At 61.2% G+C, this 26705-nt stretch carries 28 protein-coding genes; 23 read left to right on the top strand and 5 right to left on the bottom strand.

From position 1 onward, the window contains the following. Nucleotides 1-1035, top strand: coding sequence for a regulatory protein RecX (locus VVR12_RS08905; protein ID WP_368550861.1), 1035 nt, complete (start codon nucleotides 1-3; stop codon nucleotides 1033-1035). After that, nucleotides 1035-2066 (top strand): winged helix DNA-binding domain-containing protein, encoded by a 1032-nt coding sequence (locus VVR12_RS08900; protein WP_368550860.1) that lies wholly within the window; start codon nucleotides 1035-1037, stop codon nucleotides 2064-2066. The genes VVR12_RS08905 and VVR12_RS08900 overlap by 1 nt, the downstream gene beginning before the upstream one ends. Here the strand turns inward: VVR12_RS08900 and nagE are convergent. Together nagE and VVR12_RS08890 are read right to left on the bottom strand one after the other, a co-directional pair. Further along, complete coding sequence (nagE, locus tag VVR12_RS08895; RefSeq protein ID WP_368550859.1) at nucleotides 2063-3682, bottom strand: N-acetylglucosamine-specific PTS transporter subunit IIBC; 1620 nt, start codon at nucleotides 3680-3682, stop codon at nucleotides 2063-2065. The genes VVR12_RS08900 and nagE overlap by 4 nt on opposite strands. A 6-nt stretch (nucleotides 3683-3688) precedes the next feature. After that, the gene (locus tag VVR12_RS08890; protein WP_368550858.1) at nucleotides 3689-4786 is read right to left on the bottom strand and encodes a hypothetical protein; all 1098 of its coding nucleotides are present in this window, start codon (nucleotides 4784-4786) and stop codon (nucleotides 3689-3691) included. Between the two features lie 46 nt (nucleotides 4787-4832). On the opposite strand from VVR12_RS08890, the gene miaB reads away from it, so the two are divergent. Genes miaB through dapF form a run of 3 tightly spaced genes read left to right on the top strand, consistent with a single transcriptional unit; the run spans nucleotide 4833 to nucleotide 8284 of the window. Further along, complete coding sequence (miaB, locus tag VVR12_RS08885) at nucleotides 4833-6344, top strand: tRNA (N6-isopentenyl adenosine(37)-C2)-methylthiotransferase MiaB (RefSeq protein WP_368550857.1); 1512 nt, start codon at nucleotides 4833-4835, stop codon at nucleotides 6342-6344. Between the two features lie 9 nt (nucleotides 6345-6353). Next, entirely contained in the window at nucleotides 6354-7307 is a 954-nt protein-coding gene (gene miaA / locus VVR12_RS08880; RefSeq protein ID WP_368550856.1) for a tRNA (adenosine(37)-N6)-dimethylallyltransferase MiaA, read from the top strand. A 41-nt stretch (nucleotides 7308-7348) separates the two neighbouring features. Further along, nucleotides 7349-8284: a diaminopimelate epimerase gene (dapF, locus tag VVR12_RS08875; RefSeq protein ID WP_368550855.1), complete on the top strand. Its 936-nt coding sequence runs from the start codon at nucleotides 7349-7351 to the stop codon at nucleotides 8282-8284. 283 nt (nucleotides 8285-8567) lie between these two features. Here dapF and VVR12_RS08870 read toward each other — a convergent pair whose 3' ends face one another. Then, nucleotides 8568-9185 carry a class I SAM-dependent methyltransferase gene (locus tag VVR12_RS08870; protein ID WP_368550854.1) on the bottom strand — a complete coding sequence of 206 codons (618 nt, stop codon included), beginning with the start codon at nucleotides 9183-9185 and terminating at the stop codon, nucleotides 8568-8570. Between the two features lie 135 nt (nucleotides 9186-9320). Between VVR12_RS08870 and hflX the strand changes: the two genes are divergently transcribed. Together hflX and VVR12_RS08860 are read left to right on the top strand one after the other, a co-directional pair. Continuing rightward, nucleotides 9321-10928, top strand: coding sequence for a GTPase HflX (hflX, locus tag VVR12_RS08865; protein WP_368550853.1), 1608 nt, complete (start codon nucleotides 9321-9323; stop codon nucleotides 10926-10928). Beyond that, the gene (locus VVR12_RS08860; RefSeq protein ID WP_368550852.1) at nucleotides 10925-12982 is read left to right on the top strand and encodes an ATP-dependent DNA helicase; all 2058 of its coding nucleotides are present in this window, start codon (nucleotides 10925-10927) and stop codon (nucleotides 12980-12982) included. The genes hflX and VVR12_RS08860 overlap by 4 nt, the downstream gene beginning before the upstream one ends. 91 nt (nucleotides 12983-13073) lie before the next feature. Here VVR12_RS08860 and lexA read toward each other — a convergent pair whose 3' ends face one another. Beyond that, a complete protein-coding gene (lexA, locus tag VVR12_RS08855; protein WP_368550851.1) occupies nucleotides 13074-13784 on the bottom strand; it encodes a transcriptional repressor LexA in 711 nt (236 codons plus the stop codon). 250 nt (nucleotides 13785-14034) lie between these two features. Between lexA and VVR12_RS08850 the strand changes: the two genes are divergently transcribed. The 7 genes from VVR12_RS08850 to VVR12_RS08820 all read left to right on the top strand — a co-directional run bounded on the left by VVR12_RS08850 (nucleotide 14035) and on the right by VVR12_RS08820 (nucleotide 18785). Next, complete coding sequence (locus VVR12_RS08850) at nucleotides 14035-14358, top strand: LysM peptidoglycan-binding domain-containing protein (protein WP_368550850.1); 324 nt, start codon at nucleotides 14035-14037, stop codon at nucleotides 14356-14358. Between the two features lie 55 nt (nucleotides 14359-14413). Next, a complete protein-coding gene (locus tag VVR12_RS08845; protein ID WP_368551147.1) occupies nucleotides 14414-15517 on the top strand; it encodes a histidinol-phosphate transaminase in 1104 nt (367 codons plus the stop codon). A 77-nt stretch (nucleotides 15518-15594) separates the two neighbouring features. Continuing rightward, entirely contained in the window at nucleotides 15595-16218 is a 624-nt protein-coding gene (hisB, locus tag VVR12_RS08840) for an imidazoleglycerol-phosphate dehydratase HisB (protein ID WP_368550849.1), read from the top strand. Continuing rightward, a complete protein-coding gene (gene hisH / locus VVR12_RS08835; protein ID WP_368550848.1) occupies nucleotides 16219-16917 on the top strand; it encodes an imidazole glycerol phosphate synthase subunit HisH in 699 nt (232 codons plus the stop codon). It abuts the gene before it with no gap. 2 nt (nucleotides 16918-16919) lie between these two features. After that, nucleotides 16920-17087, top strand: coding sequence for a hypothetical protein (locus VVR12_RS08830; protein ID WP_368550847.1), 168 nt, complete (start codon nucleotides 16920-16922; stop codon nucleotides 17085-17087). Nucleotides 17088-17123: 36 nt separating this feature from the next. Continuing rightward, the gene (gene priA, locus VVR12_RS08825) at nucleotides 17124-17861 is read left to right on the top strand and encodes a bifunctional 1-(5-phosphoribosyl)-5-((5-phosphoribosylamino)methylideneamino)imidazole-4-carboxamide isomerase/phosphoribosylanthranilate isomerase PriA (RefSeq protein ID WP_368550846.1); all 738 of its coding nucleotides are present in this window, start codon (nucleotides 17124-17126) and stop codon (nucleotides 17859-17861) included. 27 nt (nucleotides 17862-17888) lie between these two features. Next, a complete protein-coding gene (locus tag VVR12_RS08820; protein WP_368550845.1) occupies nucleotides 17889-18785 on the top strand; it encodes an SseB family protein in 897 nt (298 codons plus the stop codon). A gap of 45 nt (nucleotides 18786-18830) precedes the next feature. Here the strand turns inward: VVR12_RS08820 and VVR12_RS08815 are convergent, their stop codons facing one another. Further along, the gene (locus VVR12_RS08815) at nucleotides 18831-19259 is read right to left on the bottom strand and encodes a DUF1844 domain-containing protein (protein WP_368550844.1); all 429 of its coding nucleotides are present in this window, start codon (nucleotides 19257-19259) and stop codon (nucleotides 18831-18833) included. A gap of 306 nt (nucleotides 19260-19565) precedes the next feature. On the opposite strand from VVR12_RS08815, the gene infC reads away from it, so the two are divergent. The 9 genes from infC (at nucleotide 19566) to VVR12_RS08770 (ending at nucleotide 26698) form a co-directional block, all read left to right on the top strand. Then, nucleotides 19566-20231 carry a translation initiation factor IF-3 gene (gene infC, locus VVR12_RS08810; RefSeq protein WP_368551146.1) on the top strand — a complete coding sequence of 222 codons (666 nt, stop codon included), beginning with the start codon at nucleotides 19566-19568 and terminating at the stop codon, nucleotides 20229-20231. Between the two features lie 192 nt (nucleotides 20232-20423). After that, a complete protein-coding gene (gene rpmI / locus VVR12_RS08805) occupies nucleotides 20424-20618 on the top strand; it encodes a 50S ribosomal protein L35 (protein WP_168615440.1) in 195 nt (64 codons plus the stop codon). A 117-nt stretch (nucleotides 20619-20735) separates the two neighbouring features. After that, the gene (gene rplT / locus VVR12_RS08800; RefSeq protein WP_368550843.1) at nucleotides 20736-21119 is read left to right on the top strand and encodes a 50S ribosomal protein L20; all 384 of its coding nucleotides are present in this window, start codon (nucleotides 20736-20738) and stop codon (nucleotides 21117-21119) included. Between the two features lie 162 nt (nucleotides 21120-21281). After that, the gene (locus VVR12_RS08795) at nucleotides 21282-22184 is read left to right on the top strand and encodes a TrmH family RNA methyltransferase (protein WP_368551144.1); all 903 of its coding nucleotides are present in this window, start codon (nucleotides 21282-21284) and stop codon (nucleotides 22182-22184) included. Continuing rightward, nucleotides 22181-22630, top strand: a complete 450-nt coding sequence (locus VVR12_RS08790; protein WP_368550842.1) for a (deoxy)nucleoside triphosphate pyrophosphohydrolase — start codon at nucleotides 22181-22183, stop codon at nucleotides 22628-22630. The genes VVR12_RS08795 and VVR12_RS08790 overlap by 4 nt, the downstream gene beginning before the upstream one ends. A 119-nt stretch (nucleotides 22631-22749) precedes the next feature. After that, a complete protein-coding gene (gene efeU, locus VVR12_RS08785) occupies nucleotides 22750-23580 on the top strand; it encodes an iron uptake transporter permease EfeU (protein ID WP_368550841.1) in 831 nt (276 codons plus the stop codon). 48 nt (nucleotides 23581-23628) lie between these two features. After that, nucleotides 23629-24804 carry an iron uptake system protein EfeO gene (efeO, locus tag VVR12_RS08780; RefSeq protein WP_368550840.1) on the top strand — a complete coding sequence of 392 codons (1176 nt, stop codon included), beginning with the start codon at nucleotides 23629-23631 and terminating at the stop codon, nucleotides 24802-24804. A 19-nt stretch (nucleotides 24805-24823) separates the two neighbouring features. Beyond that, the gene (efeB, locus tag VVR12_RS08775) at nucleotides 24824-26074 is read left to right on the top strand and encodes an iron uptake transporter deferrochelatase/peroxidase subunit (RefSeq protein WP_368550839.1); all 1251 of its coding nucleotides are present in this window, start codon (nucleotides 24824-24826) and stop codon (nucleotides 26072-26074) included. A 96-nt stretch (nucleotides 26075-26170) separates the two neighbouring features. Continuing rightward, complete coding sequence (locus tag VVR12_RS08770; RefSeq protein ID WP_368550838.1) at nucleotides 26171-26698, top strand: hypothetical protein; 528 nt, start codon at nucleotides 26171-26173, stop codon at nucleotides 26696-26698. Nucleotides 26699-26705: the final 7 nt, after the last annotated feature.

Below are 26705 nucleotides of genomic sequence, written 5' to 3'. Positions count from 1 at the left end.
ATGCGAAAGGACGACGCACGCGACGAGTTTCCTTCGTGGCACCCTGCCGCCCTGGGCGAAACCGAGGACGCCCCCGGAACTTCTGTTCCGGGGGCGTCCTCGGGGCGTACAGGTACCCCTTACACGGGGAAAGCCTCCACGCAGCAATCCTTCGGGACACATGCGGAGGAGGCAGAGCCCCGAGAAAGATCTCGCCCCCAGCGGTCGGCCGGTCGGTCTTCTTCCCGCGGTCGCCGTCGATCCGACGACTACAAGAAGGGCTTCCGTAAGCCGAAGCCTCATCCGAAGAGTCCTTTTGCCCCGGCTATGGGGGCGGCACCTGTGGAAGAACCCGCCGCCACCAAGAAATCCTCGTCGAAGAACCGGGTGATGTTCCGCGAAGACAGCCGGCTGGCTCAGACGGAACCTGCCGACGAGCTGGAGGCCATGTTGGTGCAGGGCCTGGGATCTCGCCCCGAGAATGAGCGCTCGGGTCGGGGCCGTCGGGCCCCTCAAGAACCCGAGTCGGAATTCACCCAGGCCAAGAACATCGTGTTGAACCAGCTGGCGGCGTCCGCGAAATCTCGGCAACAGCTCGAGAAGAAACTGGCCGAGAAAGAGATCAGTGCCGAAACGGCCCAGGACGTTCTCGACCGCTTCGAAGCGGTGAACCTCGTCAACGATGAAGAGTTCGCACAGATGTATGTGCGCACGCGCGCCAGCGTCAAAAAGCTGTCGAAAAACGCCATCCGACGCGAGCTCAAAGAGAAGGGCGTGACCGGGGAGCTGGCCGAGACCGCCCTGACCCAGCGCACCGAAGAAGACGAACGATCCGATGCCCACGAACTGGTACGCAAGAAAATCCGGCCCTCCATGAACTTCTCCGACCGCAAGGAAAAAGACAAAATCATGCGGCGGTTGGTGGGAATGCTAGCCCGCAAGGGGTACCCACCCTCCATGGTGTTCTCCGTCGTCAAAGAAGAAATCGAACACTACATCGAGACCAACGGCATCGACTCGACGGAGAGTGCAGACGATCCGTGGGGAGGATTCTGATGAGCGTACAGTCCACCGGTCGGCTCAGCCCTCGGCAGGAGCTACAGGCTCGTAGGCTCATCGCCCAGGGGCTGGCTGCTTCGCAGGCACGGCCGCAACTGAACACCCCCGAGCACGTAATCGAGCACCTGCTCGCCCTCCAGGGCCAAAACTATCGAGCCGGGGTGCAAGCCATCGCCACGCGCATCCGAGACGGTCAAGACTACGCGGCCGACCCCGAAAAAGCGGTGGCCGCCGTCCATCGCGCAATCGCTGCACACCGTATTGTCCGAGCCTGGCCGATGCGGGGAACGCTCCATTTTCTCAGCGGTCGGGAGGCGCGGTGGATCATGCGTCTGTGCGGTCCGCGGGTGGAATCCGCCGCCGCCCGTCGCCGGCCCGGTCTGGGGTTCAGCGACGGCGATTTCGAGACAGCCCGAGACGCCCTCCATCACTCCCTGCTGGACGTAAACCAGGGTGAAACCATCTCTCGCACCGCCGCCTACGAGGTGTTCGCTCAAGCGGGGATAGACCCCTCCCAGGGGAGAGGCCCCCACCTGCTCCGGGCCCTGGGCGGGATGGGCGACGTCGTGCAGAGCGGGTTAGAGAATAACGCCGAGACGTTCCACCACGTCGACCGCCTCAGCATTGCCCAGCGCGAGGTGCCCGCCGATGCGGCCCTGGCCGAGCTCGGCACGCGCTACGTCAATGGGCATGGGCCGGTGACTGCCGCGGACATCGCGTGGTGGTCCTACCTGACTCAGCGCGATGCGAAGCGAGCGTTGGAAACGGCAGAAAAAACGGCGAGAATCACGATCGGTGATGCCGAATACGTGATCCCCGCCTGGCAACGTGACGTCACCGAGAACGAGCTAGAAGCCGCCCTGGAGCGCACCCTGCACCTGCCCGCGTTTGACGAGTACCTGCTGGGTTACTCCGACAAGTCCTTCACCATGGCCGATGAGATCCGCCACGAGGTGCTGACCAAGAACGGTATCTCGTGGGATTTCACCGTGACCGGCGGCGAGGTAATGGGCAGAACCCGCAGCTAACGGCCGATGTTCGACCGCTCCGCATCAAGGGCGCGCGCAACATCGTCGTAGACGAATTGCACCTGCGGCCCGATGACCACTTGCACAGAGCGAGCGGTCGGGCGCATCACGCCCGCGATAGGTGCCCGTTTCAGGGTCTCCTCGGAGACCTCTGAGTCGTCGGCGACCTTCACCCGCAAACGGGTGGCGCAGTGCTCAAGCGAGGTGATGTTCTCCGCGCCTCCCAGGCCGGAGATGATGGTCGCGGTACCGTCCTGGGGGCGGTCGCCGCCGGCGTCCTCGGTCTGATCTGCATCGTTCGTACCGGCCGCGACGGAACCTGCCACCGCGCCTTCCGCTACAGGGTCGTCTGCGCCGCGGCCAGGGGTGCGCAGGTTGAACGCGCCGATGAGCACATAAAACAGACCCAGGTAGAGGAAGAAGTAGACCAGGCCCAGCACGAGAAGCATCCACCAGTCGTGAGCCAGCGGATTACGCGAGGCCAACAACAGGTCGATGCCTCCGGCGGAGAATCCGAAGCCGGCCGTCCACCCGAACTGTGCCGCCAAGAACACCGAGAGACCGGTCAGCAACGCATGCACCAGGTACAGCGGAGGTGCGGCGAACATGAAGGCGAACTCCAGCGGTTCGGTCACGCCGGTCGCGAAAGACGCGATGGCACCGGCGAGCATGAGAGAGCCGGTGACCTTCTTGCGGCGGGTGTCGGCCCGCAGATACATGGCGAGGGCGGCGCCCGGCATACCGAACATCATGACCGGGAAGAATCCCGCCTGATAGCGGCCGACAACACCCTCCACGGTGCACTGACCGTTTTCCCAGATGCCGGGGCAGGAGGCGGCGTCGGTGGCAGACTTGGCCGCCTCGATGGTGGCGCCGCCGGCGAGGAACTTCCCGATGTCATTGATGTTCACCACGTCGAACCAGAAGATCGAGTTCAGCGCGTGGTGCAGACCCGTGGGGATCAGCAAGCGGTTGGCGGTTCCGTAAATGCCCGCCCCGAGCGGGCCCATACCCTGAACGGTCTGACCAAAATGGAACATCACCCCGTAGAGCATTGGCCACAGGAAGTACATGACGCCGGAGAGCGCGATACACAGCAACGCCGTGACGATCGGTACCAGCCGTCGACCCGAGAAGAACGCGAGCGCGTCCGGCAATTTCACGCTGTGGAAGGTGTTGTAGGCCCAGGCCGCCAACAGGCCCACCAGAATGCCGAACAGCACGTTGCTGTTGCCGATCTGGTCCCAGCCCTGGGACGCCCAGCTCAGCGCGGTGTCGCCGGTGAGCTCTTTCGGGTCTTCGATGCCGCGATATGCCGCGATCGAGGTGGGTGCCAGCACCGAGGTGAGTGTCATGAAGCCCACCAGGCCAGAGAGCGCTGCGGCGCCGTTCTTGTCTTTTGACAGGCCGAAAGCGATGGCGATCGCGAAGATCAGACCGAGGTTGTCCAGCACGGCTTTGCCGGAGGTGATGAGCACGGCGGCGATGATCGAGTTGGTGCCCCAACCGGTGGGGTCGATCCAGTAACCGATGCCCATCAGCAACGCGGCGACGGGCATGACCGCCACTGCGCCCATCAGAGCCCGCGAGAGGCTCTGAAACTTTCCCATAATCATATGAGTTCACTCCTTTGTGATGACTGCGAGTGATGATGCTAGTGAGGTGTCGATGGTCTCCGGGCGTTGTTCGGCTAAGACCGCGCGGGTATAGAGCACGGCAGCACGAACACGGGCGTCTTCGCGGAGATCGGCCAGGGGAGCCGGGGTGACGCGTTCGTAAAAATTCTGTGTATGTTCCAGCCAGGTGGTCGCCGAGAAACCGAGAGTGTATGTGGGGTAACCGGGCGCTGAGGGAAAACCTAAGAACAATTCTGCCACCGGTAGCAGGCGGTGATGTACACAGGCGCCTTCGGCGTCGATACCGCGAATCCCTCCCTGCGGGCAGAGCAGTAGATTGTGTGGGGAGAAGTCTCCGGCGCTGAAGACGGCCAGTTCTGGTGGCGGGGTCGTGACCTGATCCAGCTGGTCAAGCAAGAGCGAAAATGCGGGGGAGTATTCTGCCATGCCGGACGCCGCAGCCCACCGCCGCAGGCCCCGTTCCGCCAGGCGTGGGGAGGGCAGCGCTCCGGGGCGTCTGGCCTGCGGATCGGCGCGGGCGATGCTCTGTGTGAAGTGCCGTACTGCGTCAAGGTCAGACGTCGGGTGGGCGTTGAGAATCTCGACCCAAAAATCACACCAGTCTGCCAGAGCCCCTTCTGTCCACCGAGGATCATCCCGCGGGGAGAGCCCGATGAGCGGGACACCGTCGATATCTTCCAGGCATAGCAGGCGGGCGTCGTCGTCGGCGAAGAGGAGCGCGCAATATGAACCGGGCAGTAACCCATTCAGTGCCGGCAACCCGTGTTTTTCGCGCAGGTACCCGAAGCCACCGGAGTTGTGTGCCGAATCGCGGCGACGAAAGTATTTGAGGATCACTGAGCTGCTAGGGCCGTGGGCACGCAACACCACCGACCGCATCCCGGCCGAGAGAATGCGCACCGAGCGGATCTCTTCGAGGCGGGGCGCTCCCGCATTCTCGGCGTGTGGGTCGTAGGCCTGGAGGATGTTCCGAAAGAGCCGGCCGAAGGCGTCCGTGGCGACCGGTGCATCGGCCGGGGCGGGTATGAAGGCGGAGACCGCATCGGTGAGTAGCGACCGAATGTGATGTTCTGAACCCTTCATAGAGTCATTATCACCGATCTAGTACCCTTGAACGGTGACTTTGAACATGAATGAACGCGATAGCCAACAAACCACTGCGGGGGAGCAGAACGCCCCTCGTACCTACGAGGTGCGCACTTTCGGGTGCCAGATGAACGTGCACGACTCCGAGCGCATGTCTGGCCTGCTGGAATCCCACGGTTATGCGCCCGTCCCCGAGGGGGAAGAGGCCGACCTCATCGTGTTCAACACCTGCGCGGTGCGGGAGAACGCCGATAACAAGCTCTACGGCAACCTCGGCATGCTGGCCCCGCGCAAGCGTCAGGAGCCAAACATGCAGATCGCCGTGGGTGGATGCCTGGCCCAGAAAGACCAAGACGCGATTCTGAAGAAGGCACCCTGGGTTGATGTGGTTTTCGGAACCCACAACATCGGCTCCCTGCCGACCCTGCTAGAGCGCGCCCGCCACAATCATGAGGCCCAGGCTGAGCTGCTCGAGTCGTTGGAGGTCTTCCCCTCCACTCTGCCCACCAAGCGTGACCACGTGTACTCGGGTTGGGTCTCGATCTCGGTGGGTTGCAACAATACGTGCACCTTCTGCATTGTGCCCTCCCTGCGCGGTAAAGAGAAGGATCGCCGCCCCGGTGACATCCTGGCGGAAGTGCAGGCTTTGGTGGACGACGGTGCCATCGAGGTGACCCTCCTGGGTCAGAACGTAAACTCCTATGGCGTGGAGTTCGGCGATCGCCAGGCGTTCTCGAAGCTTTTGCGTGCCTGCGGTGAGATCGAGGGGTTAGAGCGCGTCCGCTTCACCTCGCCGCACCCGGCGATGTTCACCGACGACGTCATCGACGCCATGGCAGAGACCCCCAACGTGATGCCCGTGCTACACATGCCCTTGCAGTCGGGCTCCGACAAGGTGCTCAAAGACATGAAGCGCTCCTACCGCTCGAAGAAGTTCCTCGGCATCCTCGAGAAGGTGCGCGCCAAGATGCCGGACGCCGCGATCACCACCGACATCATCGTCGGCTTCCCGGGTGAGACCGAAGAGGACTTCCAAGAAACCCTGCGCGTGGTAGAAGAGGCCCGCTTCTCCTCGGCCTTCACCTTCCAGTACTCGATTCGCCCCGGTACCCCGGCGGCCACCATGGACAACCAGGTGCCCAAGGAGGTCGTGCAGGAGCGCTACGAACGCCTCATCGCCCTGCAAGACCGGATCGCCGGCGAGGAGAACCGCAAGCAGCTGGGCAAGACCGTGGAGCTGATGGTCGTCGCCGAGTCTGGTCGCAAAGCGGAGGAAACCCACCGACTGGCCGGCCGCACCCAAGACATGCGGCTCGTCCACTTCTCGGTGCCTGCAGGAGCCGAGACCCCGCGTCCCGGTGACCTGGTGACCCTGCCCATCACCGAGGCTGGATCGTTCCACCTGCTCTCCGATCCCTCGCCTGAGCAGTACTCGGTCCGCCGTTCCCGTGCCGGCGACGCCTGGGACCGCTCGCAAGCGGATTCCTGCGGTACTGGAACCACCCAGGTCTCCGGTGGCGCAGTTAACCTGGGTTTCCCCACCCTGCGAAAGTAGGCGGCAGTGATGACAGCGAGTTTGCCCGTGGCACCCGATGCACGGCAGAAACCGGTCATCGCGGTCGTCGGCCCCACGGGTACCGGTAAGTCGGACCTGGCCATTGCACTGGCCCAGCGCCTCGGTGGGGAGTGTATTAACGCTGATTCGATGCAGTTCTACCGCGGCATGGACATCGGCACCGCCAAGCTTGCCGAGGACGAGATGGGCGGGGTACCGCACCACCTGCTCGATATTCTCGACGTCACCGACGAAGCCTCGGTAGCGGTCTTTCAACGCCAGGCGCGAGAGCTCTTCGACGAGGTGCGCGCTCGCGGAAACTATCCGATTCTCGTGGGCGGATCTGGGTTGTATGTCCGGGCGGCGCTGGACCACCTCGAATTTCCCGATACCGATCCCGCCGTGCGCGCGCGGTTAGAGGCCGAGTTGCAAGAACGAGGACGCGGCGTGCTCCATGCCCGGCTCGCCGAGCTGGACCCGGCGTCCGCTCAACGAGTCAACGACGATCGACGCCTGGTGCGCGCCTTGGAAGTCATAGAGGTGACGGGCCGCCCCTTCTCCTCGTTCATGCCTGTGCGTCAGTACGTGCAACCGGCGATCCAGATCGGGCTCAACGGGCCCCGCGAGCTGCTACATGAGCGCCTTCACCAGCGGGTGGTGAAGATGGCCGAAGTCGGGTTGCTCAACGAGGTGGCGGAGCTGGAGACACGAGGGTTGCGCCAGGGGAAAACCGCCTCACGAGCCATCGGCTACCGCGAGTTTCTCAAGGTGCTCGATAGCCAGCGCGGTGTACTGCAGGAAGAGTACTCGGTGGCCGACGCGATCACCGACACCGTGGTGGCCACCCGTCAGTTCGCCCGGCGTCAGATCACCTGGTTCAGTGCCGATGAGCGGGTACGCTGGATCGACTTCACCGACCCCGCCTCGTTATCGCACGCTCTCCGCGCGGTCACAGACGCGTAGAATAACTGTAGATTTCTGGAATAAATAGCTCGGGAGGATTCATGAGCACCACCGAAACCGCTTGGGGCGAATTGGCCGGCCTGACCCTGACCAAGGGCCACGGCACCGGCAACGACTTCGTTTTTGTGACCGACCCCGAGGCCAGCCTGGAGCTCAACCCCGAGTTGGTGGCCGCGGTCTGCGACCGCCATTTCGGCATCGGCGCAGACGGGTTCATCCGCGCCGCGAAGTCGACCGCGATTCAACCCGGTACCGACGCCCCGGCGGAGCAGTGGTTCATGGACTACCGAAATGCAGACGGCTCGGTCTCCGAGATGTGCGGAAACGGCGTGCGCGCGTTCGTCGAATACCTCACGACCGAGGGCCTCATCGAACTTCCCGAAGGGGCACGGGTACAGATCGGTACCCGGGCGGGAGTCAAAACCGTCGGACGCACCGAGAACGGGTACGCCATTGACATGGGCCCGTGGTCCTTCATCCACGGCGACGCCGCCCGCGAAGACGGTTCCGACTCGATGGTGGCCGCACGCGGTCTTCAGACTCAGCGTCCCGCACTCTCGATCTCCATGGGCAACCCGCACACCGTGGTCATGCTGGGCAACGAGGGCAAGCTCGACGGCCTCGGTCTGGAGGTGGCGCCCAGCGTCACTCCCATTCCGCCGAACGGAACCAACGTGGAATTCGTAGTGCCCGAAGAGATCGAAGACACGATGGAAGAAACCGGCACGAATTCGGTGGGGGCCATCCGCATCCGCGTTCACGAACGGGGCGTGGGCGAAACCCTTTCCTGCGGTACCGGCGCCTGCGCCGCCGCCGCGGCGACCCGTTTTTGGGGCGGCGAAGAATCCCCGGACGAGTGGCTCGTCCACGTGCCCGGCGGCACCTTGGCCGTGACGTTCGTCCTGGGGCCCGACGAACTCGAACACGTGGTGTTGGCGGGGCCGGCAACCATGGTGGGTAAGGTCGTGCTCAACTAGCACCGCCGCCGACTCATTCCCATCTGACTTTGCGGCAGGCCTCGCACCAGTACCGCGGCCTTCTTCATTCCGACTCTGCGGCACGCCTCGCGTCAGCATCCCTTAAACGCCAGACCCGTGCCAGCTGACGTGAGGCGTGCCGCGTCGTCGGTGAGTCGGGTGCGGCCGGCAAGTCCCAGCGAAGCGGCCCCTGTACAGCTAACTGGCTCGGGTCTGGCGTTGAGGGATGTTAGCTGAACCGGGGCCGCGACGCTGGCACGAAACGTGCCACCGATCGGAGAATCTAGGCGCGGGCGACTTCGAGGATGCGGAAGCTCTTGCTGGTGGCGTACCGGGACACCTCGAACTCGCCCGGATGTGCCGACTCGAGTTCGTGAGCCAGCCACTTCTGCAACGAATCGGAGCCGAGGTTCTTCTGCACCACCAGGTAGGCGCGTCCACCGGGAGCCAAACGCGGCATCCAGGTGCGCAGGATCCCGTGTAGAACGTCCTTACCCACACGGATGGGAGGATTAGACCAGATGGTGTCGAAGCTCAGATCGGCCGGAACCGACTCGGGGGAGTAGACCTCGACGTTGCCCAACCCGAGGGCAGTAGCGTTGTCGCGGGTCAGCTGGGCCGATCGCTCATTGACCTCGACGCCGATGACGCGCGCTTGCGGTAGTTCTTTGGCCAACGTCAGGGTGAGCGGGCCCCACCCGGTACCGATATCTAATACCGTGGCGCCCTCGGGAGCGGGGGCCTCAGCCAGGAGGATCGCCGTGCCCTTATCGATGCCCGCCGGGCTGAAAATCCCCGGGCCGGTGGTCACTGTGACGTCCTCACCGGCGATACGTACCTTCACCTGCCGCGGGGTGAACTCGCCTGCGGGGGTCTCGGAAAAATAATGCTCGTTGGCCATGGGTACAACTTTACGGGAATCCCCCGAGTGGCCACGAAAACACCGAGGGAACCAGGTAGTGATTGCTGTAAGAAAACATCTTCACGCTCTCGCGACAGAACGCATAAAATGAGGGGAAACCTCTCGAAAGGAACTATGAGCACCCACGACGAAACCGCCGCCAACGGCAACGCACCCAGCGATGAACTCCTGCGGGAAACGGTTGACCGTGTTCTCGGGCGGGTGGGACAGCAATCCCACGGTGTTCTCGACGAACGTGCCCGCGAACTCTCCGACAACATCGAAGAGCACTCCAGCTACGACGGAGACCAAGAGGATCTCGCCGATCGTCGCGCCCTACGCCGTGTCGCGGGGCTCTCGACCGAGCTCGAAGACGTTACCGAGGTTGAGTACCGTCAGCTCCGTCTGGAACGGGTAGTGCTGGCCGGACTCTGGACCGAAGGCACCGTCGAAGAGGCTGAGAACTCGCTACGTGAATTGGCCGCGCTCGCAGAAACCGCCGGATCGGAAGTGCTCGACGGTATCGTGCAGCGTCGCATGAAGCCAGACCCCGGAACGTTCCTCGGATCCGGTAAGGCCCTCGAACTCAAAGACATCGTCACCTCCACCGGCGCCGATACCGTCATCGTCGACTCCGAGCTGGCTCCTTCTCAACGCCGCGCCTTGGAAGACATCGTGAAAGTCAAGGTCATCGACCGCACCGCACTCATCCTCGATATCTTCGCTCAACACGCGAAATCTCGTGAGGGTAAGGCCCAGGTCGAACTGGCGCAACTGGAATACATGCTTCCGCGCCTGCGCGGTTGGGGCGAGTCGCTCTCCCGTCAGGCCGGTGGCCGCGCCGCCGCCGGTGAAGGTATCGGTTCGCGCGGTCCCGGTGAAACCAAGATCGAGATGGACCGCCGCCGCCTGCGTGCCCGTATGGCCAAGCTTCGCCGCGAGATTGCCGCCATGGCCCCCGCACGCGAAACCAAGCGTCTCAACCGCCGCCGTAACCGCGTGCCCTCGGTAGCCATCGCCGGTTATACCAACGCCGGCAAATCCTCGCTGCTGAACCGCCTGACCGATGCGGGCGTCCTCGTCGAAAACGCCCTCTTCGCCACGCTGGACCCGACGGTGCGCAAGGCGCAGACCCCTGACGGTGTAGGGTACACCCTCTCCGATACCGTGGGGTTCGTGCGTTCGCTGCCGACCCAATTGGTCGAGGCTTTCCGCTCGACCTTGGAGGAGGTTGCCGACGCCGATCTGATCGTGCACGTCGTGGACGGCTCGCACCCGGATCCGGAAGGGCAGATCAAGGCGGTGCGCGAGGTGTTTACCGAGGTGGGAGCCCAGCACCTGCCCGAGTTGATCGTGCTCAACAAGGCAGACGCCGCCGATCCCTTCGTGATCGAACGCGTGCGCCAGCGTGAACGCCTGACAGCGGTCGTGTCGGCCCGCACGGGGGAAGGCATCGAAGAGCTCAAACAACTCATCGCCGATCTGATCCCGCGTCCCTCGGTCGATGTGCAGTTGCTGGTGCCCTATGAACGCGGCGAGGTGGTCTCCCGTCTGCACGAGTGGGACGCCGAGATCCTGCAGACCGCGTTTGTTTCCGACGGCACGTACGTGCACGCACTGGTTCGCGAGGAAGCCGCCGCGGAGCTGGCACAATACCAGCTGGACGACGATCTCCTCGAGGTACTGCAACCGGAGATCGACGCGGCGGTCGCTTCTGGAGCTGTGGAGAACTCTCGCGCATGAGTGAGACCCACGCCGGCAACATCCCCGAGGAAGAACTCACGGCGCCCACCGGGCGGGAACTAGAAACCCTGCCCGGTGCACAGAGCGTCTTGCACCTTTTGGACGCCGCGGTCAGCGCCAGCGGCGGGCAGAACCGTCCAGGACAGCGCGCCATGGCTGCCCACGTGGCCCAGGCCCTCGAGCTGAACAGGCATCTACTCGTTCAAGCGGGCACGGGCACGGGTAAGTCATTGGGGTATCTGGTGCCGGCGCTGGAACACGCCCAGCACAGCGATAAACCGATCGTGGTCGCGACGGCTACCCTGGCGCTGCAATCGCAGATCGTCAATCGTGATATCCCGCGATTGCTCGAGTCTCTGGAGGGGGAACCCGTCGCGGAGACCGAGGTCGCGATCCTCAAAGGCCGCAACAACTATGTGTGCCTCCACAAGCTCGAGGGTGGCTATCCCGAAGACGACCAGGATGCCCTGTTCGATATCGCACCGGGTGGTCAGACCGGGCGCCTCGGGGAGGAGATCGTCCGGTTGCGCAAGTGGGCTGAGACGACCGACTCGGGCGACCGCGATGAATTGATGCCCGGTGTTTCCGATAAAGCCTGGCGCCAGGTGTCGGTGACCTCGTCGGAATGCCTGGGTCGACGTTGTCCGCTGGTCGAAGAATGCTTTAGCGAGCTGGCGCGCGAGCGAGCCGCCGAGTCAGACATCGTGATCACCAACCACGCGCTTCTTGCGATCAACGCGTTCGAGGGGATCGGCGTGTTGCCCGAACACGAGATTGCGATCATCGATGAGGCCCACGAGCTGGCCGATCGAGTGACCGGTGCCGTCACGGGGTTGCTGTCGCCGCTGATGGTGTCTACGGCGGCGCGGTCGGTGCGCAAGAACACCAACGCGAATCACGAGCCGTTAGAACAGGCGGCCAGGGCGCTCGATAACAGCCTCGATGGGGTGCCGGCGGAGTTGCTCCCTCAGGGTCTGCCGCCGAAGGTGCGTTCGGCGATGGAGGCCGTGCGAGACGCCACCCGCGTGGCACTCTCGGATACCAAATCCGATGCCAAGGACGCAGACGCGGGCCGTCAGCTGGCGCGCGCCAAATTGACTGAAATATTGGATTTGGCGGAGCGGATTCTGGGCACCGACGAGAAGCACGAGGTGGTTTGGGTATCTCGCCAGGGATCGTGGGAACCCGGCAAAGGGTACGTCGCCGCGGACGACTCCGACCCGGCAACCCTGCACGTGGCACCGCTCTCGGTGGCCGGGCGGTTGCGCGAGGGCCTCTTCGAAGACCGTACCGTCATCTTGACTTCCGCCACGTTGACCGTGGGGGAATCCTTCGACGCCGCGGCCGGGGCGTTGGGTCTGCAGGGCTCAGGAGCCCCGCCTTGGGAAGGCATCGACGTCGGTTCTCCCTTCGACTATCCCAAGCAGGGTGTGTTGTATCTGGCAGCGGACCTGCCCAAACCGGGGCGGGGGATCTCACGCGAACAGTTGGAACGCGTGGTGGAGCTCGTGAACGCTTCCCACGGGGGAGCCCTAGGACTATTTTCTTCACGGCGGGCGGCGGAATTGGCCGCTGAGTATGTGCGCGAAGAAACTGCTTTCAACGTGTTGGTCCAGGGCGAATCGTCTTTGCGGGCCCTGGTCAAGGAGTTTTCCGAAGATCGCGACGCGTGCCTGTTCGGGACCATGAGTCTGTGGCAGGGGGTAGACGTTCCGGGAGATTCCTGCAGACTCGTGATGATGGATCGCATCCCTTTCCCACGGCCTGACGACCCGCTCTCCGCGGCGCGCACCCGGGCCGTGGCCCAGAATGGCGGAAACGGGTTTATGGCGGTTTCTGCCTATCACGCGGCTATTCGTATGGCGCAGGGAGCTGGGCGTCTGATTCGCTCTGTGGGAGATCGTGGAGTGGTTGCGGTGTTGGATTCCCGCATTGCCACCCAGCGGTACGGGAGCTTTATCGTCAAGGCGATGCCGCCTTTTTGGACCACGCAACGCACTGACGTGGTGCTGGGGGCCCTTCAGCGTTTGTCGGCCACGCTCGAGGATGAGTAGTGCACTGAAGCCTTATATAACTAGAGCCGCCGGTCAATATGACCGGCGGCTCTGATGCACTGCGCTGGGGTACGCGATGATTGCGTGGCTCCTAGAGCGAACGCAACACCGAAACGACCTTGCCCATAATCGTTGCGTGGTCGCCGAGAATGGGTTCGTACTGGGTGTTTTGCGGTAGCAGCCACGTGTGACCGTCGCGTTGCCGGAAGGTTTTGACCGTGGCTTCGTCGTCGAGCAGGGCCGCAACAATATCGCCGTTGTTAGCGGTGTTTTGCGAGCGGACAACTACCCAGTCACCATCGCAGATGGCGGCATCTACCATGGAGTCACCCTTGACGCGCAACATGAAGAGCTCTCCGTTGCCTACGATCTGACGCGGCAATGTCATGACGTCTTCGACCGATTGCTCAGCGGTAATGGGGCCACCGGCGGCGATGCGGCCTACGAGCGGAACAACCGCGAAGTCATCGCTGGATTGGTCTACCTGAGGCAGTTTTAAGACGGCGGCCTGAGACTCAGGTTCATCCGCCGGAGCGGTCGGTTCGTCGAGCACCTCGATGGCCCGGGGGCGTTTGGGATCGCGACGAATGTACCCCATCTCTTCGAGCCGAGAGAGCTGATGGGTCACTGAGGAAAGCGATGCTAATCCTACGATGTCACCGATCTCACGCATAGAAGGCGGGTATCCGCGGTTCTCGATGGCCTCGGCGATAGCCGTCAGGATTTTCTGCTGACGCGCCGTGAGTGGACGGCGAGAGCGGCCAGTGCCGCCTGAATCACCTGTCTTTGTGTGAGCGCTCACGGTGTTCCCCTCAAAAATTGGCTTATTTTGTCATACCCGGCGTGCAGACTAATCACGTGTTCGAAAACATCTGCGTGTTAACCGTTGTCTGGTTACCAGATTAAGGGATATCCGGGGAAAATCCAAACATTTGTTCTAATTCATATCGACGATGTTCGAAAGTTCTGGTAGAAATTAACTACGATGTTCGAACACAGGTTCGAAGAATGTGTTCGACATTCGAAACTTCACCACTGGTTAGGGGATACACATGTTTTCTATGAAACTCACACGACGGGGCCGCTTCGTCTTCCGTGGTCTTCCTGTACTCACCCTGGCCGCCCTGTTGGTGCTGGGCGCGCTCATGGTGATCAACCCGCCCACGGCAAAGGCGGGCAACGATGGTTCTTCCGCTGCTGCTACGCAAATAGTCAAGGTGCGAGCGGGTCAGAGCCTGTGGGATATTGCCTCAGAGCACCGTTCCGGTGAGGATGTCCGCAATGTGGTCAACGAAATCATGGTTCTCAATGACCTTGATTCCGTTGCTATTCATAGCGGGCAGGAGCTCCAAGTGCCGGTTTATGCCCAGCACTAGAGCGTTCACGCCGGTGGCTCGATAGAATGCCTGTGTGGCTGATACAACGAGAAGACTGCACGATATAAACCTCGAGGATCTACCCCTTCGAGACGACCTGCGAGGTCGGTCACCGTACGGCGCGCCCATGATTGACGTGCCCGTGACCATCAATGTCAACGAGAACACTCACCCGATGCCCGACGAGGTGGTGCAGGCAATCACCCGCGAGGTAGCTTCGGTGGCTACCACCCTCAACCGTTATCCTGATCGGGAATTCCAGGTGTTGCGCGAGGAATTGGCTCGCTACCTGGGGCATGGGCTCACCCCCGAAAATATCTGGGCAGCCAATGGTTCCAACGAGATCTTGCAACAACTCTTTCAAGTCTTTGGCGGTCCCGGACGGAGCGTGATGAGCTTCGTGCCTACATATTCGATGTACCCGCTCTTGGCTAGCGGAACCAATACCGAATTTATTGCAGGTGTTCGCGATGAGGATTTCACGCTGAGCGCCGAGTCAGCGGTGCAACAGATCGAAGATCATCGCCCGGAGATCGTAGTGCTCTGCTCCCCGAATAACCCGACGGGAACGGGGCTGGAACTCGAGACGATCGAGGCAATCTATGAGGGTATGATGCGGCATCGAGGCATTACAATCGTCGACGAAGCGTACGCGGAGTTCGCACAGGACCACAAGAAGACCGCCCTAAGGCTCTTGCCTCAACGACCCCATCTCGTGATCACCCGAACGATGAGTAAGGCTTTCGCTTTAGCGGGTGCCCGGCTCGGGTACTTCGCGGCGGCGCCAGCCATCACCGATGCCGTCCGTCTGGTGCGGCTGCCGTATCACCTCTCGGCGGTGACCCAGGCAACCGCCGTCGCTGCACTCCGGCATCGCCAACAACTGCTGGCCAATGTCGACGACATTCGCCGCCAACGCGATCGCATAGTGCGCGAACTGAAGGCGATGGGGCTCACCCCGGCAGTTTCCGATTCGAATTTTGTCTTCTTCGGCGGGTTGGCCGACCAGCAGGCGGCGTGGAAACACCTGCTCGACGACGGTGTGTTGGTTCGAGACAACGGTATTCAGGGACACCTGCGGGTCACCGCCGGAACTGAAGAAGAAACCACCGCCTTCTTGACCAGTCTGAAGCGCTATCTGCAGACCTCTGCATCGTGAGATACGTTTCTGCCCTTCTGAGTTCTGCATTAGGCTAGAACCCATACTTTCGGTCAGTAACTCCACGGTGAGGAAATATGTCATCTTCAAGCACTGGGATCGGGCCACGAGAGGCCGCACTAGAGCGAGTCACGAGCGAGTCTTCGGTGAGCGTTGCACTGAATCTGGACGGCACCGGGCAATCCACCATCGACACATCCGTGCCGTTCTACGACCACATGCTCACCGCACTGTCTAAACACTCCCTGATCGATATGACGATCCGTTGTAGCGGCGACACCCATATCGACGTTCATCACACCGTGGAAGACACGGCGATCGTGATCGGCGAGGCGCTCCGCCAGGCGTTGGGTGATAAGGCCGGGATTCGCCGTTTTGGGCAGGCAACCGTCCCCCTCGACGAGGCCCTGGCTCACTGTGTAGTCGATATTTCCGGCCGTCCATACCTCGTGCACACGGGGGAGCCGGAAGGTTTCGAATTCCACCTCATCGGTGGGCACTTCACCGGTTCGATGGTTCGCCACGTGCTCGAGGCCATTGCCTATCACGCCGGTATCTGTCTGCACATGGAGGTCACCAGCGGTAGGGATCCCCACCATATCGCCGAGGCTCAGTTCAAGGCCCTGGCCCGAGCCTTGCGCGAAGCGGTGGAGCCCGACCCCCGCCATCATGACATCCCCTCGACGAAAGGCGCCCTGTAGGTGAATTCGCACTCTCCACTTCAGAACACTCAACCGCCCGCGGTGGTGGTTCTCGATTACGGTAGCGGCAACGTGCGGTCGGTGGTGCGCGCCCTCGAACATGCCGGGGCGAACGTCCTGCTCTCGCGCGCCGAAAAAGATGTGATGGACGCCGACGGTTTGGTCGTGCCGGGGGTGGGAGCCTTCGCTGCGGTGATGAACGCACTGAACTCGGCACAGGCCGTGCGCATGATCGGCCGCCGCATCGCCGGCGGACGCCCGGTTCTCGGTATCTGTGTCGGGCACCAGATCTTCTTCGAACACGGCGTCGAACACGGGGTGCGCACCGCCGGCATAGGAGAGTGGCCGGGCACCGTCGAAAAGTTGCGCGCCGACGTGGTGCCGCACATGGGCTGGAACAGCGTGGAACCCCCGGAGGGGTCTCTACTCTTTGAGGGCATCGAAAACGAGCGGTTCTATTTCGTGCATTCCTACGCCGTGCAAGAGTGGGAATTCGAGCAGAACAACGACGCGATGTTCCCGCCGCAGGTAACCTGGGCCCACCACGGCCAGCGTTTCATTGCCGCGGTAGAAAACGGGCCGCTGAGCGCCACTCAGTTTCACCCCGAAAAATCGGGTGGGGCCGGCATCGCGTTGCTCCGCAACTGGTTGGCCACGTTGCCGAGAACCGGAAGACTCAATTTCGAAGGAAACCGATAACTATGGATCCCACCACCTCAGGCGTGCTGCTCATGATCGTCGGAGCCTTTCTCTTCGGCGGAGCGATCTCTTTTCGCCAACAGAAACTACCGGTACTCGTTCAGGCTCTGATGGCTCTGGTAGCCATCGCCTTCTTTGGCTACGGATTCTACGTGGTCTTCGCGTACTAACCCAGTTTTCTTTTGATTGATTCAAGGAGTAAGACCATGACACATCACCTCGAGCTGCTCCCGGCAGTAGACATCGCCAACGGTCAGGCCGTTCGGCTGGTGCAGGGCGAAGCAGGGTCAGAGACGGGTTACGGTGACCCGGTCGAAGCCGCCCTGGCTTGGCAAAACGCGGGGGCCGAGTGGTTGCACCTGGTGGATCTCGACGCCGCCTTCGGCCGCGGGGAGAATACCGAGGTCATGCGTCGTGTGACGGAGGCAGTCAGCCTCAAGGTGGAGCTCTCCGGCGGCATTCGCGACGACGAATCGTTGGAGCGCGCGCTCTCTCTCAACCCGGTGCGGGTCAACCTGGGCACCGCCGCCCTCGAAAACCCGGAGTGGACGGAATCCGTAATCCGCCAGTACGGCGAGAAGATCGCGGTCGGTCTGGACGTGCGAGGCACGACCCTGGCCGCACGCGGTTGGACGCGCGAGGGAGGGGACCTCTGGGAGGTTCTTGAGCGGTTGGAGTCGCACGGTTGCGCCCGCTATGTGGTCACCGACGTCACGAAAGACGGCACCCTGACCGGCCCCAACGTGGAACTTCTGAAAGAGGTGGCGCGGCGCACTGACAAGCCCGTCGTTGCATCGGGTGGCATCTCGAGCCTCGACGACATCAAGGCGCTCGCCCAGCTCGTCCCCGACGGGGTCGAGGGGGCTATCATGGGCAAGGCGCTATACGCGGGTAAATTCACTCTCGAAGAAGCGCTCGAAGTCGCCGGTCGTCCCGTCCGCTAAGTACATCCCTGGCACGAGAAGGTATTGATGAGCCCGAAACACCCTCATAACGCGCACGAAGCGTCGAAGCCTTCGCAACATCGCGAACTTCCAGCACACATCCAAGCGCAGCTGGCCAGTGCCGGGCGGGCCACAGATACCGCGGGCCAGCCGTGGGCGGGGAGGAACCTGGGGGAGGGAACCAGCCATACCCATCAGTTCCCCGCAGATGATGGTGCCACCGAACCGCCGGTCAGTCAGGCGTTGGAGCATTTTGCGCAGGGCGCGCTGAGCGAGGCCGAGCTGGTGGACGCCTTGCGCGACGCCCGCATTTTTACGCCGGTAGTAGCAGAGGTATCGAACGCGACGATCACCGATGAGGGGTTGGTCTCCGATAAAGAGGCCGATATGGCTGTGGTCAGCATTCAGGCCCCGGACGGTCGTAAGGCACTTCCCGTGTTTACTTCGGTGGAGCACCTCACCCAGTGGCACCCCAAGGCACGCCCGGTGGCTGCGAATATGCGTAAAGCGGCCTTGGCTGCGGTGGAAGATGAGAACCAGCTGATGGTCCTCAACCCCGGGGCGGATCTCACGTTCGTCATTCGTCGCCCAGCGGTGTGGGCGATAGCCCGCGCCGACGAGTGGATTCCCTCCTACGGCAACGAGCGGGTGCAGGCCGAGTTGCACCGTATCGTCGCCGAGGTGGACGGAGTGGTGGCAGTGAGGGGAGAGTCGGGTCAAGGTGTGGCTTCTTCAACCGCCGACGGACGCCGCTTGCAAGGAGGCGGCCCCGGGCCTGAGCTGAAGATCGTACTCACCCTGGTTCCCGATCTCACCCAAGACCAGCTCAACCGCGTGCTGGGCGCAGTTCAGCAGTTCCTCGCTTCGTCTACCGTCTTTTCAGAGTTGGTGGATTCCATCCAGCTAGCCTTGGAATCCGCTTAGATCGTCTCTCTAGTAGACGGTAGACAATAAGATGCGGGGAAGGCTTTAGTACACGGGGCCGGTGAATTTTTCACCGGGTCCCTGACCCGGCTGATCGGGGTATACCGAGGCTTCGCGGAAAGCCAGTTGCAGAGTGCGCAAACCATCGCGCAGTGGAGCCGCGTGCTGTGAACCGATCTCGGGGGCTGCCGCGGTGACAAAGCCGGCCAGCGCGGTGATGAGTTTGCGAGCCTCATCCAGATCCTTCAGCTCCTCGGCGTTTTCTTCAGCGGCGAGTCCGCACTTGACGGCGGCGGCAGACATCAGGTGTACAGCGGCTGTAGTGATCACCTCTACCGCAGGAACATCGGCGATGTCACGAATCTGCTGGTTGACCGCGCCGATATCCTCGGTGGAGATGGTGGGCTGGTCAGAGGACGCCGTTGCGGAGCCCTCGGTCTCTTCGTTGAAACGAAAGGTGTTCTGTTCAGTCATATCTTTGATTCTAGCCCTCGCTGTGGATCGTCAAACACATCACTGAACTATAAGAACTCTTGAAGCCCGGTAATACATCCGCTAAAATAGGTTAAAGTCTGCAAGCGGAGTCATACTCCCACCCGCATCGACCGCATTCATCCATATGATCAGGTCGACGGGTCGCTGAGAAGGTCTTCGGACCTCCTCATAGGGTTTCTACCCTGGAGAGCCTTCGTTTGCGTGCGCAACGGAGGCATTTTTTATGTCTTGGTTGGGCTCATATCATTTTCACGGGGAAACCCACTGAGCTAACAGGAGCTACTCATTAGCGATCCACGCATCAATGAACGTATTCGCGTTCCGGAAGTCCGCCTCGTCGGCCCCGGTGGCGAACAGGTCGGCATCGTCCGCGTCGAAGACGCATTGCGTCTGGCGCAGGAATCCGATCTTGACCTCGTTGAGGTTGCACCCTCTGCGAAGCCGCCGGTATGCAAGCTCATGGACTTCGGCAAGTACAAGTACGAAGCCGCGGTTAAAGCACGTGAATCCCGCAAGAAGCAGGTTAATGCTTCTTTGAAGGAAATTCGTTTCCGCCTGAAGATCGATACCCATGACTATGAAACCAAGGTGGGGCACGCACGTCGCTTCCTCACCGGTGGTGACAAAGTCAAGGCAATGATTCAGTTCCGTGGTCGTGAACAGCAGCGCCCCGAGATGGGTGTGCGTCTGCTGGAGCGCATGGCCGCCGATCTGTCGGAGGTTGGCTCGATCGAGTCGAATCCCCGCGTTGACGGCCGCAACATGGTGATGGTTCTTGCACCGCTTCGCGGAAAGGCAGAAGCTCGCAAGGAATCTCAGCAGTCCCGCTCCGGTGGTCGCAAGGGTCGTGAACGTATCGACACCAAGAATGCTACGCCCGTGTCTAACTCGGTCGCCGGGGCAATGCCCGAGGCCTTGAAGGCGCAGGCAAAGCAGGCTGACTCGGAGTAATTCTCTGAGACGGAACGCACGATAGGCGGAGATAGACACCGGTAATCGCCCTGCCATAGAGTTGATTACTTGGTTCTGGTTGCATACCCCTCGTTTCCAACGGGTATGAATCCACCTCGATCATGCGAAGCTAATTCGCTCAAGAGTTCTTTCGGCACTCGCCGAAAGCAGAACGTAAGGAGAACGGCAGCTATGCCGAAGCAGAAGACCCACTCTGGTGCTAAGAAGCGTTTCAAGCTCACCGGTACCGGCAAGGTAAAGCGCCAGCAGGCTAACCGCCGCCACTACCTGGAGCACAAGTCCTCGCGACTGACCCGTCGTCTGGCATCCGACCAGATCGTTACCGGCGGTCAGGCGAAGGTCATCAAGAAGATGCTGAACAAGTAAGTTCATCGACTTCTTCACTACACCTTGTGCCCCTTACCAGGGCTGAAAACTTTTTAGAACTCGCTCCTTGCCGGAACAAAAAATGGCCGGTAAGGACATAAGACGAAGGAGACACACGTGGCACGTGTGAAGCGCGCGGTCAACGCGCACAAGAAGCGTCGAGTCATCCTCGACCGAGCATCCGGTTACCGCGGTCAGCGTTCGCGCCTGTACCGCAAGGCTAAAGAGCAGGTCATCCACTCGCTCGTTTACAGCTACGACCACCGTCGCAAGAAGAAGGGCGACTTCCGTCGTCTGTGGATCCAGCGCATCAACGCAGCTGCACGCGCTGAGGGTCTGACCTACAACCGCTTCATCCAGGGCCTGAAGGCTGCTGAGGTTGAGGTTGACCGCCGTATGCTGGCTGAGCTGGCCGTCAACGAGCCGGCTGCTTTCAAGGCACTGGTTGAGATCGCTAAGAACAACCTGCCTGCTGACACTTCCGCTCCGAAGAACGCATAAGCTTCTCGTCGAGAGTGCACTCAAGCGCCGCCGCCCCGAAGGGTTGGCGGCGCTTGTGTTTAAGGGCACCGCCGGCCCCTGTATGGGCGTCCATCGCGATAAGGCGGCTCGGGTAAGATGAGACCCGTGGAATTTATAGAACGCCTTCGAACCCCTGTCGTGATGGAAAATCCGAATGCAGATCGCGTCAAGGATGTAGCCGCGTTAGCAACCCGTCGAGCTAGAACCAAGAAGAATCAGTTTCTCGTTGAAGGACCGCAGTGCGTTCGAGAAGCCCTGAAGTATCACCTGGATCAGGCTCCGGTGTTGGACGCGGTCTACGTTACCGAGTCGGCTTTAGAACGACATGACGACATCGCCGACCTGCTCGAGGAGGCGTATGGCACCCCCACCCCCGAACCGGGTCGGAAGGTCTTCATGCGGATGGTGACCGACGAGGTGTTGGCCGCTATGGCAGACGCCGTCACCCCGCAGGGGATTGTGGCCGTGGCGTTTACCTTGGACATCACCGCAGACGAGATCTTCGGGGCCGAGGCGATTAATCCTCGGTTGATGGCTACGCTGACCCGCGTGCAGGATCCCGGCAATGCGGGAACGATTCTGAGGGCTGCGGATGCCGCGGGTGCCGACCTCGTGATCGCCACGAAGGGGACGGTGGATCTTTATAACCCCAAGACCGTTCGTTCTACCGCCGGCTCCATTTTTCACGTACCGATCATCCAGGGTGTTGAGCTCGAAGAATTCGCCGAGGACGCCAAGGCCCAGGGCATTGGTGTGCTGGCGGCCGACGGTTACGGTGCCGTCAATCTCGATGACCTTTCCGACGCGGCGGTCGCCGCATACTACGGTATAGAGCTTGAGAAAAAACCGAAGTATGATCTTTCCAGACCCACCCTGTGGTTGTTCGGCAACGAAGCCCAGGGTCTCACCCGCGCTGAAAAGGCCGTAGCCAATACCAAGGTTGCGGTGCCCGTCCACGGTTCTGCAGAATCGCTGAACGTATCGGTGGCAGCCGCGGTGTGTCTCTATGCATCAGCACGCGCTATCTTCCGAGGAGAAAAATGACCGAACAGCCCACCGGCCAGCAGCAGTACAGCACCCAGGTAGTGGGGGCCGCGATCTTCGATTCCTTAACCGACCCGCAGGTTCTCTTGGTTGCCCAGCGTAGTGCTCCTGAATGGGCTGCTGGGTTGTGGGAATTCCCCGGTGGAAAGGTCGAATACGGCGAAACCGAGCAGCAGGCGTTGGTCCGGGAGATTCACGAAGAACTGGGCGTCATGGTGCGCACCGGCACCGAGATCGTGGGCCCGCATGAGCAGGGTTGGGAGCTCAATGAGGACGCCGCGATGCGCGTTTTCTGTGCTCAGATCATCGACGGTCATACCCCGGAGGCACTGCAGGACCACAGCGAGTTGCGCTGGGTGGATCTTGACCGTTCCCTGTTGGAGCTCGATTGGATCCCGGCTGACCTGAAAATCGTCGAGGCTTTGCTGGAGAAACTCGGCCGATAACTGGGTGAACATCGAGAATCTACAAATTTTTGACGATTAGGGCATAAATTTGTGACTTAAGGCAGTGCGAAGACATAAGATAGGTGAGCCTAAGTAAAGTCACCTACGGAAGTCGTACTGTGTTCCAGAATTTCCTGATCGGCCTGCGAGAAGGCCTCGAAGCTGCCCTCGTCGTGGGTATCTTGATCGCCTACGTCCGTAAGACGGGTCGCGCGCATCTATTGCCGAAAATCTGGGCAGGGGTGGCCGCGGCTGTGTTTGTATCTCTCGGATTTGGTGCATTCCTCACCTTCGGACCCAACGGTCTCACCTTCGAGGCGCAGGAGGCCATCGGAGGGTTCCTTTCAATCCTCGCCGTGGTGTTTGTTACCTGGATGATCTTCTGGATGGCCGGCAACTCCCGGCACCTCTCCAAAGAACTCGGGGGCAAACTCGACGTGGTGCAGCACAGCGCGTGGGGAGTGGTGCTGCTTGCGGCCCTCTCGGTGGGACGCGAGGGGCTCGAAACGGCGCTCTTCATCTGGGCCGCGACTCAGGCGACCGGTGCCGGTTCCCTTGCCCTGGTTGGGGCACTGCTGGGCATCATCATTGCCATTGGTTTGGCGTGGATGCTGATGCGCGGGGTGCTCAAACTCAATCTTTCCAAGTTCTTTACCTACAGCGGTGTTTTCTTGATTTTCGTCGCCGCCGGTGTGCTCTCTTACGGCATCCACGATCTGCAGGAGGCAGGCATCCTTCCTGGCCTGCACAACCTGGCTTTCGATGTATCGCATATCATCGAGCCCTCCTCTGTCACCGCAACCCTGCTGAAGGGTGTCTTCAACTTCTCCCCGGCGACCACCTGGCTTGAAGCGATCGCTTGGGTTCTGTATGTGGGGACCGTCCTGTTCTTCTTCGTTCGTTCTTACCGGGTTCGTGCCCGCGCCCCGCGTGCTCAGGTAGCCGCATAAAATCGCACTTCGACACCGTCGTCGAGTCCCTCTTTTGGAAAGATCATCATGAATTCAAAGATGTTTGCCGCGTCGGCGGCTCTGACCCTTACCGCGCTGGCCATCACCGGGTGCACCCCCAACAACCCGACGAATGCCGAGGACGGCAGGATCTCCGTTTCCTCCACCGAGAACGAATGCAAGGTGTCGGCCACCGAAACCAAAGCCGGCCCCACGACCTTCACCATCAAGAACGATGGCACCCAGGTGACCGAATTCTACGTGTTGGGTGAAGACGGCAAGCGCGTGGTCTCCGAGGCTGAAAACATCGGCCCCGGTATTTCCCGAGATTTGACGGTCAATCTGGCCGAGGGTAAGTACAAGACCTCTTGTAAGCCGGGAATGGTTGGTGACGGCATCGTCGGTGACTTCACGGTCAAGGCCAATGCCGAGGCCGGGAAGGTTTCGGAGAACGAGCAGCAACAACGTGATCAAGCCGTGGCGGTCTACAGCTCCTACGTGAATAAGGAAGCCGGCGAGTTGAAGTCGGCGACCGAGGAGTTTACCGCGGCCTATGCCGCCGGTGACGACGAGCGCGCCAAGGAACTCTACGCCCCGGCTCGCATTCACTTCGAGCGTATCGAACCGGTGGCCGAGTCCTTTGGAGACCTCGACCCGATGTTGGACGCCCGCGAGGCTGACCTTGAACAGGGGCAGGAGTGGACCGGTTGGCACAAGATCGAAAAGGATCTCTGGCAACCGACTGCCGAGCAGAACGACGGCAAAAAGTACACTCCGTTGACGCAGGGAGAGCGTCAACAGGTAGCCGAGAAACTGATCGGTGACACGGAAGCGCTGGTGCAGAAGATCGGTGACACGAAGCTGACGGTCGACCAAATTACTAACGGCTCCAAGGGACTGCTGGATGAAGTCGCCGCTTCGAAGGTCACCGGTGAAGAAGAGATCTGGTCTCACACCGACCTCTCAGATTTCCAGGGCAACATCGACGGGGCCCGTAAAGCATATGAGGTGGTCAAGCCCATCGTGCAGGCGAAGGACCCTGAGCTGGTCAATAGTCTCGATAAGAAATTCGCCCACGTGCAGGAGCTATTGAACCAGCACAAGCAGGGGGAGACTTTCGTCAGTTACGAGAAGCTTTCCAAGGACGAGGTCCGTGAGCTATCCGATGCTATCGATGCCCTCTCAGAACCGCTGTCCCAGTTGACCGGTGCGGTACTGGGTTAAAGCATACGGAGGGATCGTCATGAAAGAATTCCGTCTGAATCGGCGCACGGCGCTGTTGGGTGGCGTGGGCCTGGCCACCGCAGCCACCGTCTCAGCCTGCGCCGATGGTCACCAAGAGTCGACCGGCCCCAGCGACATTCAAGAATTCCACGGGGAACATCAACCGGGCATCACCACAGCGGTTCCGGATCGTATGCACTTCGTCGCGCTGACGGTCAAGGCGACCACTCGCGAGGAATTGCAAGAGCTGTTCCAAGATTGGACGAAGGCGGCTCGCCAGCTAATGCGGGGCGAGAGCGTTGGGCAAGACAGCGAGTCGTACAACATGCCGCCCGATGATACCGGTGAGGCAATGGGTCTTTCGGCGGCAAACCTCACGCTCACCTTTGGGTTGGGGCGTAGCCTGTTTGTCGACGAGAGCGGTCATGACCGCTTTGGGTTGAAAGACAAGCTCCCTCCGGCGCTGACCGAGGTTCCCAAGATGCGAGGGGACATGCTGGAGGAGAACCGTAGCGGGGGAGACCTGTGCATTCAGGCATGCGCCGACGATCCGCAGGTCGCTGTCCACGCCGTCCGTAATCTGGTGCGCATCGCCGCCGGACGCGCCGTGGTGGCATGGAGCCAGCTCGGCTTCGGCCGCACCTCGTCCACGAGCAAGTCGCAGCAAACCCCTCGCAATCTGTTCGGGTTTAAGGACGGCACCGCCAACCTCAAGGTCGAAGACGGTGACTTGGTCAACGAACACGTCTGGGCCTCTGAGAAGAATAGCCAGGGTAATCCGACATGGATGGACGGTGGGTCATATTGCGCTACCCGCCGTATTCGGATGTTGATTGAAACCTGGGATCGCGCCCCGCTGAAAGAGCAGGAGCAGGTGGTAGGTCGCACGAAGAAGGAGGGCGCTCCGCTGTCTGGCGGCGGGGAGTTCGATGCGCCGGACTTTCATATGCAAGGACGCGGCGGCCCCATCATCCCTGCCGACTCGCACGTGGCGCTGATGCATCCCGCTCAGAATGAGGGCAAGCAGATGTTGCGTCGCGGGTTCAACTACACCGATGGCACCGACGGTCTGGGACACTTGGACGCCGGTCTGTTCTTCATCGCGTTCGTCTGCGATCCGCGCACCCACTTCTTCCCGATTCTGCAGAAGATGATGAAGTCGGACGCGATGAGCGAATATTTGCGCCATACCGGTAGCGCCCTGTTTGCGGTGCCACCGGGAGTGAAAGACGAGAATGATTACCTGGCATCGGGCCTCTTCACAGCGTAAATTCGCCGGTTCGTAACATTGTGTTGCGGATCACCGCGGTGGCGCTCCGGCGCGTATGATGGTAAGAAACATACCATCACACATGAGGAGCACACCGTGGCTACGCCCCCACCCTATGAACATAACGACGCCCGCTACAACGCCCCCAACGACACCCAGGCCATCAACATGGGTGGTTACAACCGAGACCACGGCGGTACCTTTGCGCCCGGTCAGCACCCCGTGCTCAAAAAGCTTCTTAAGCTCACCCTGATTTCGGCTACCATCTATCTGCTTATGATGCTGGTGCAAGCCTTCTTCACCGACAACGTGGCGTTGTCTGCATGGGCCAAGACCGATAGCGAAACCATCAAGACTTCTGCCGTCATCGGCAATATCGTGGGCATGCTCATTGTGGCCGCCCTCTACGCCCTGGTGTACAAACTGCTGGCGAAGGGCAAGAACGCTGGCCGCATCACCGGCATCGTCTTCTGCATCTTGGGCACTATCGGTGCGGCCCTTGGTCTGCTGAATATCTTCTCGGAGTACTGGTTCCTGGCCATCTTCTCGGCAGCGTTGTTGGTCGTCAACATCATGTGGCTGGTTACTGCATTCAAACCTGAAGTTCGCCATAATCTAGTCTAAGAGCGAG

It is taken from the genome of Rothia sp. LK2588, from assembly GCF_040946465.1.
Lineage (GTDB): Bacteria > Actinomycetota > Actinomycetes > Actinomycetales > Micrococcaceae > Rothia.
This window is presented reverse-complemented; position numbering and strand designations above follow the sequence as displayed.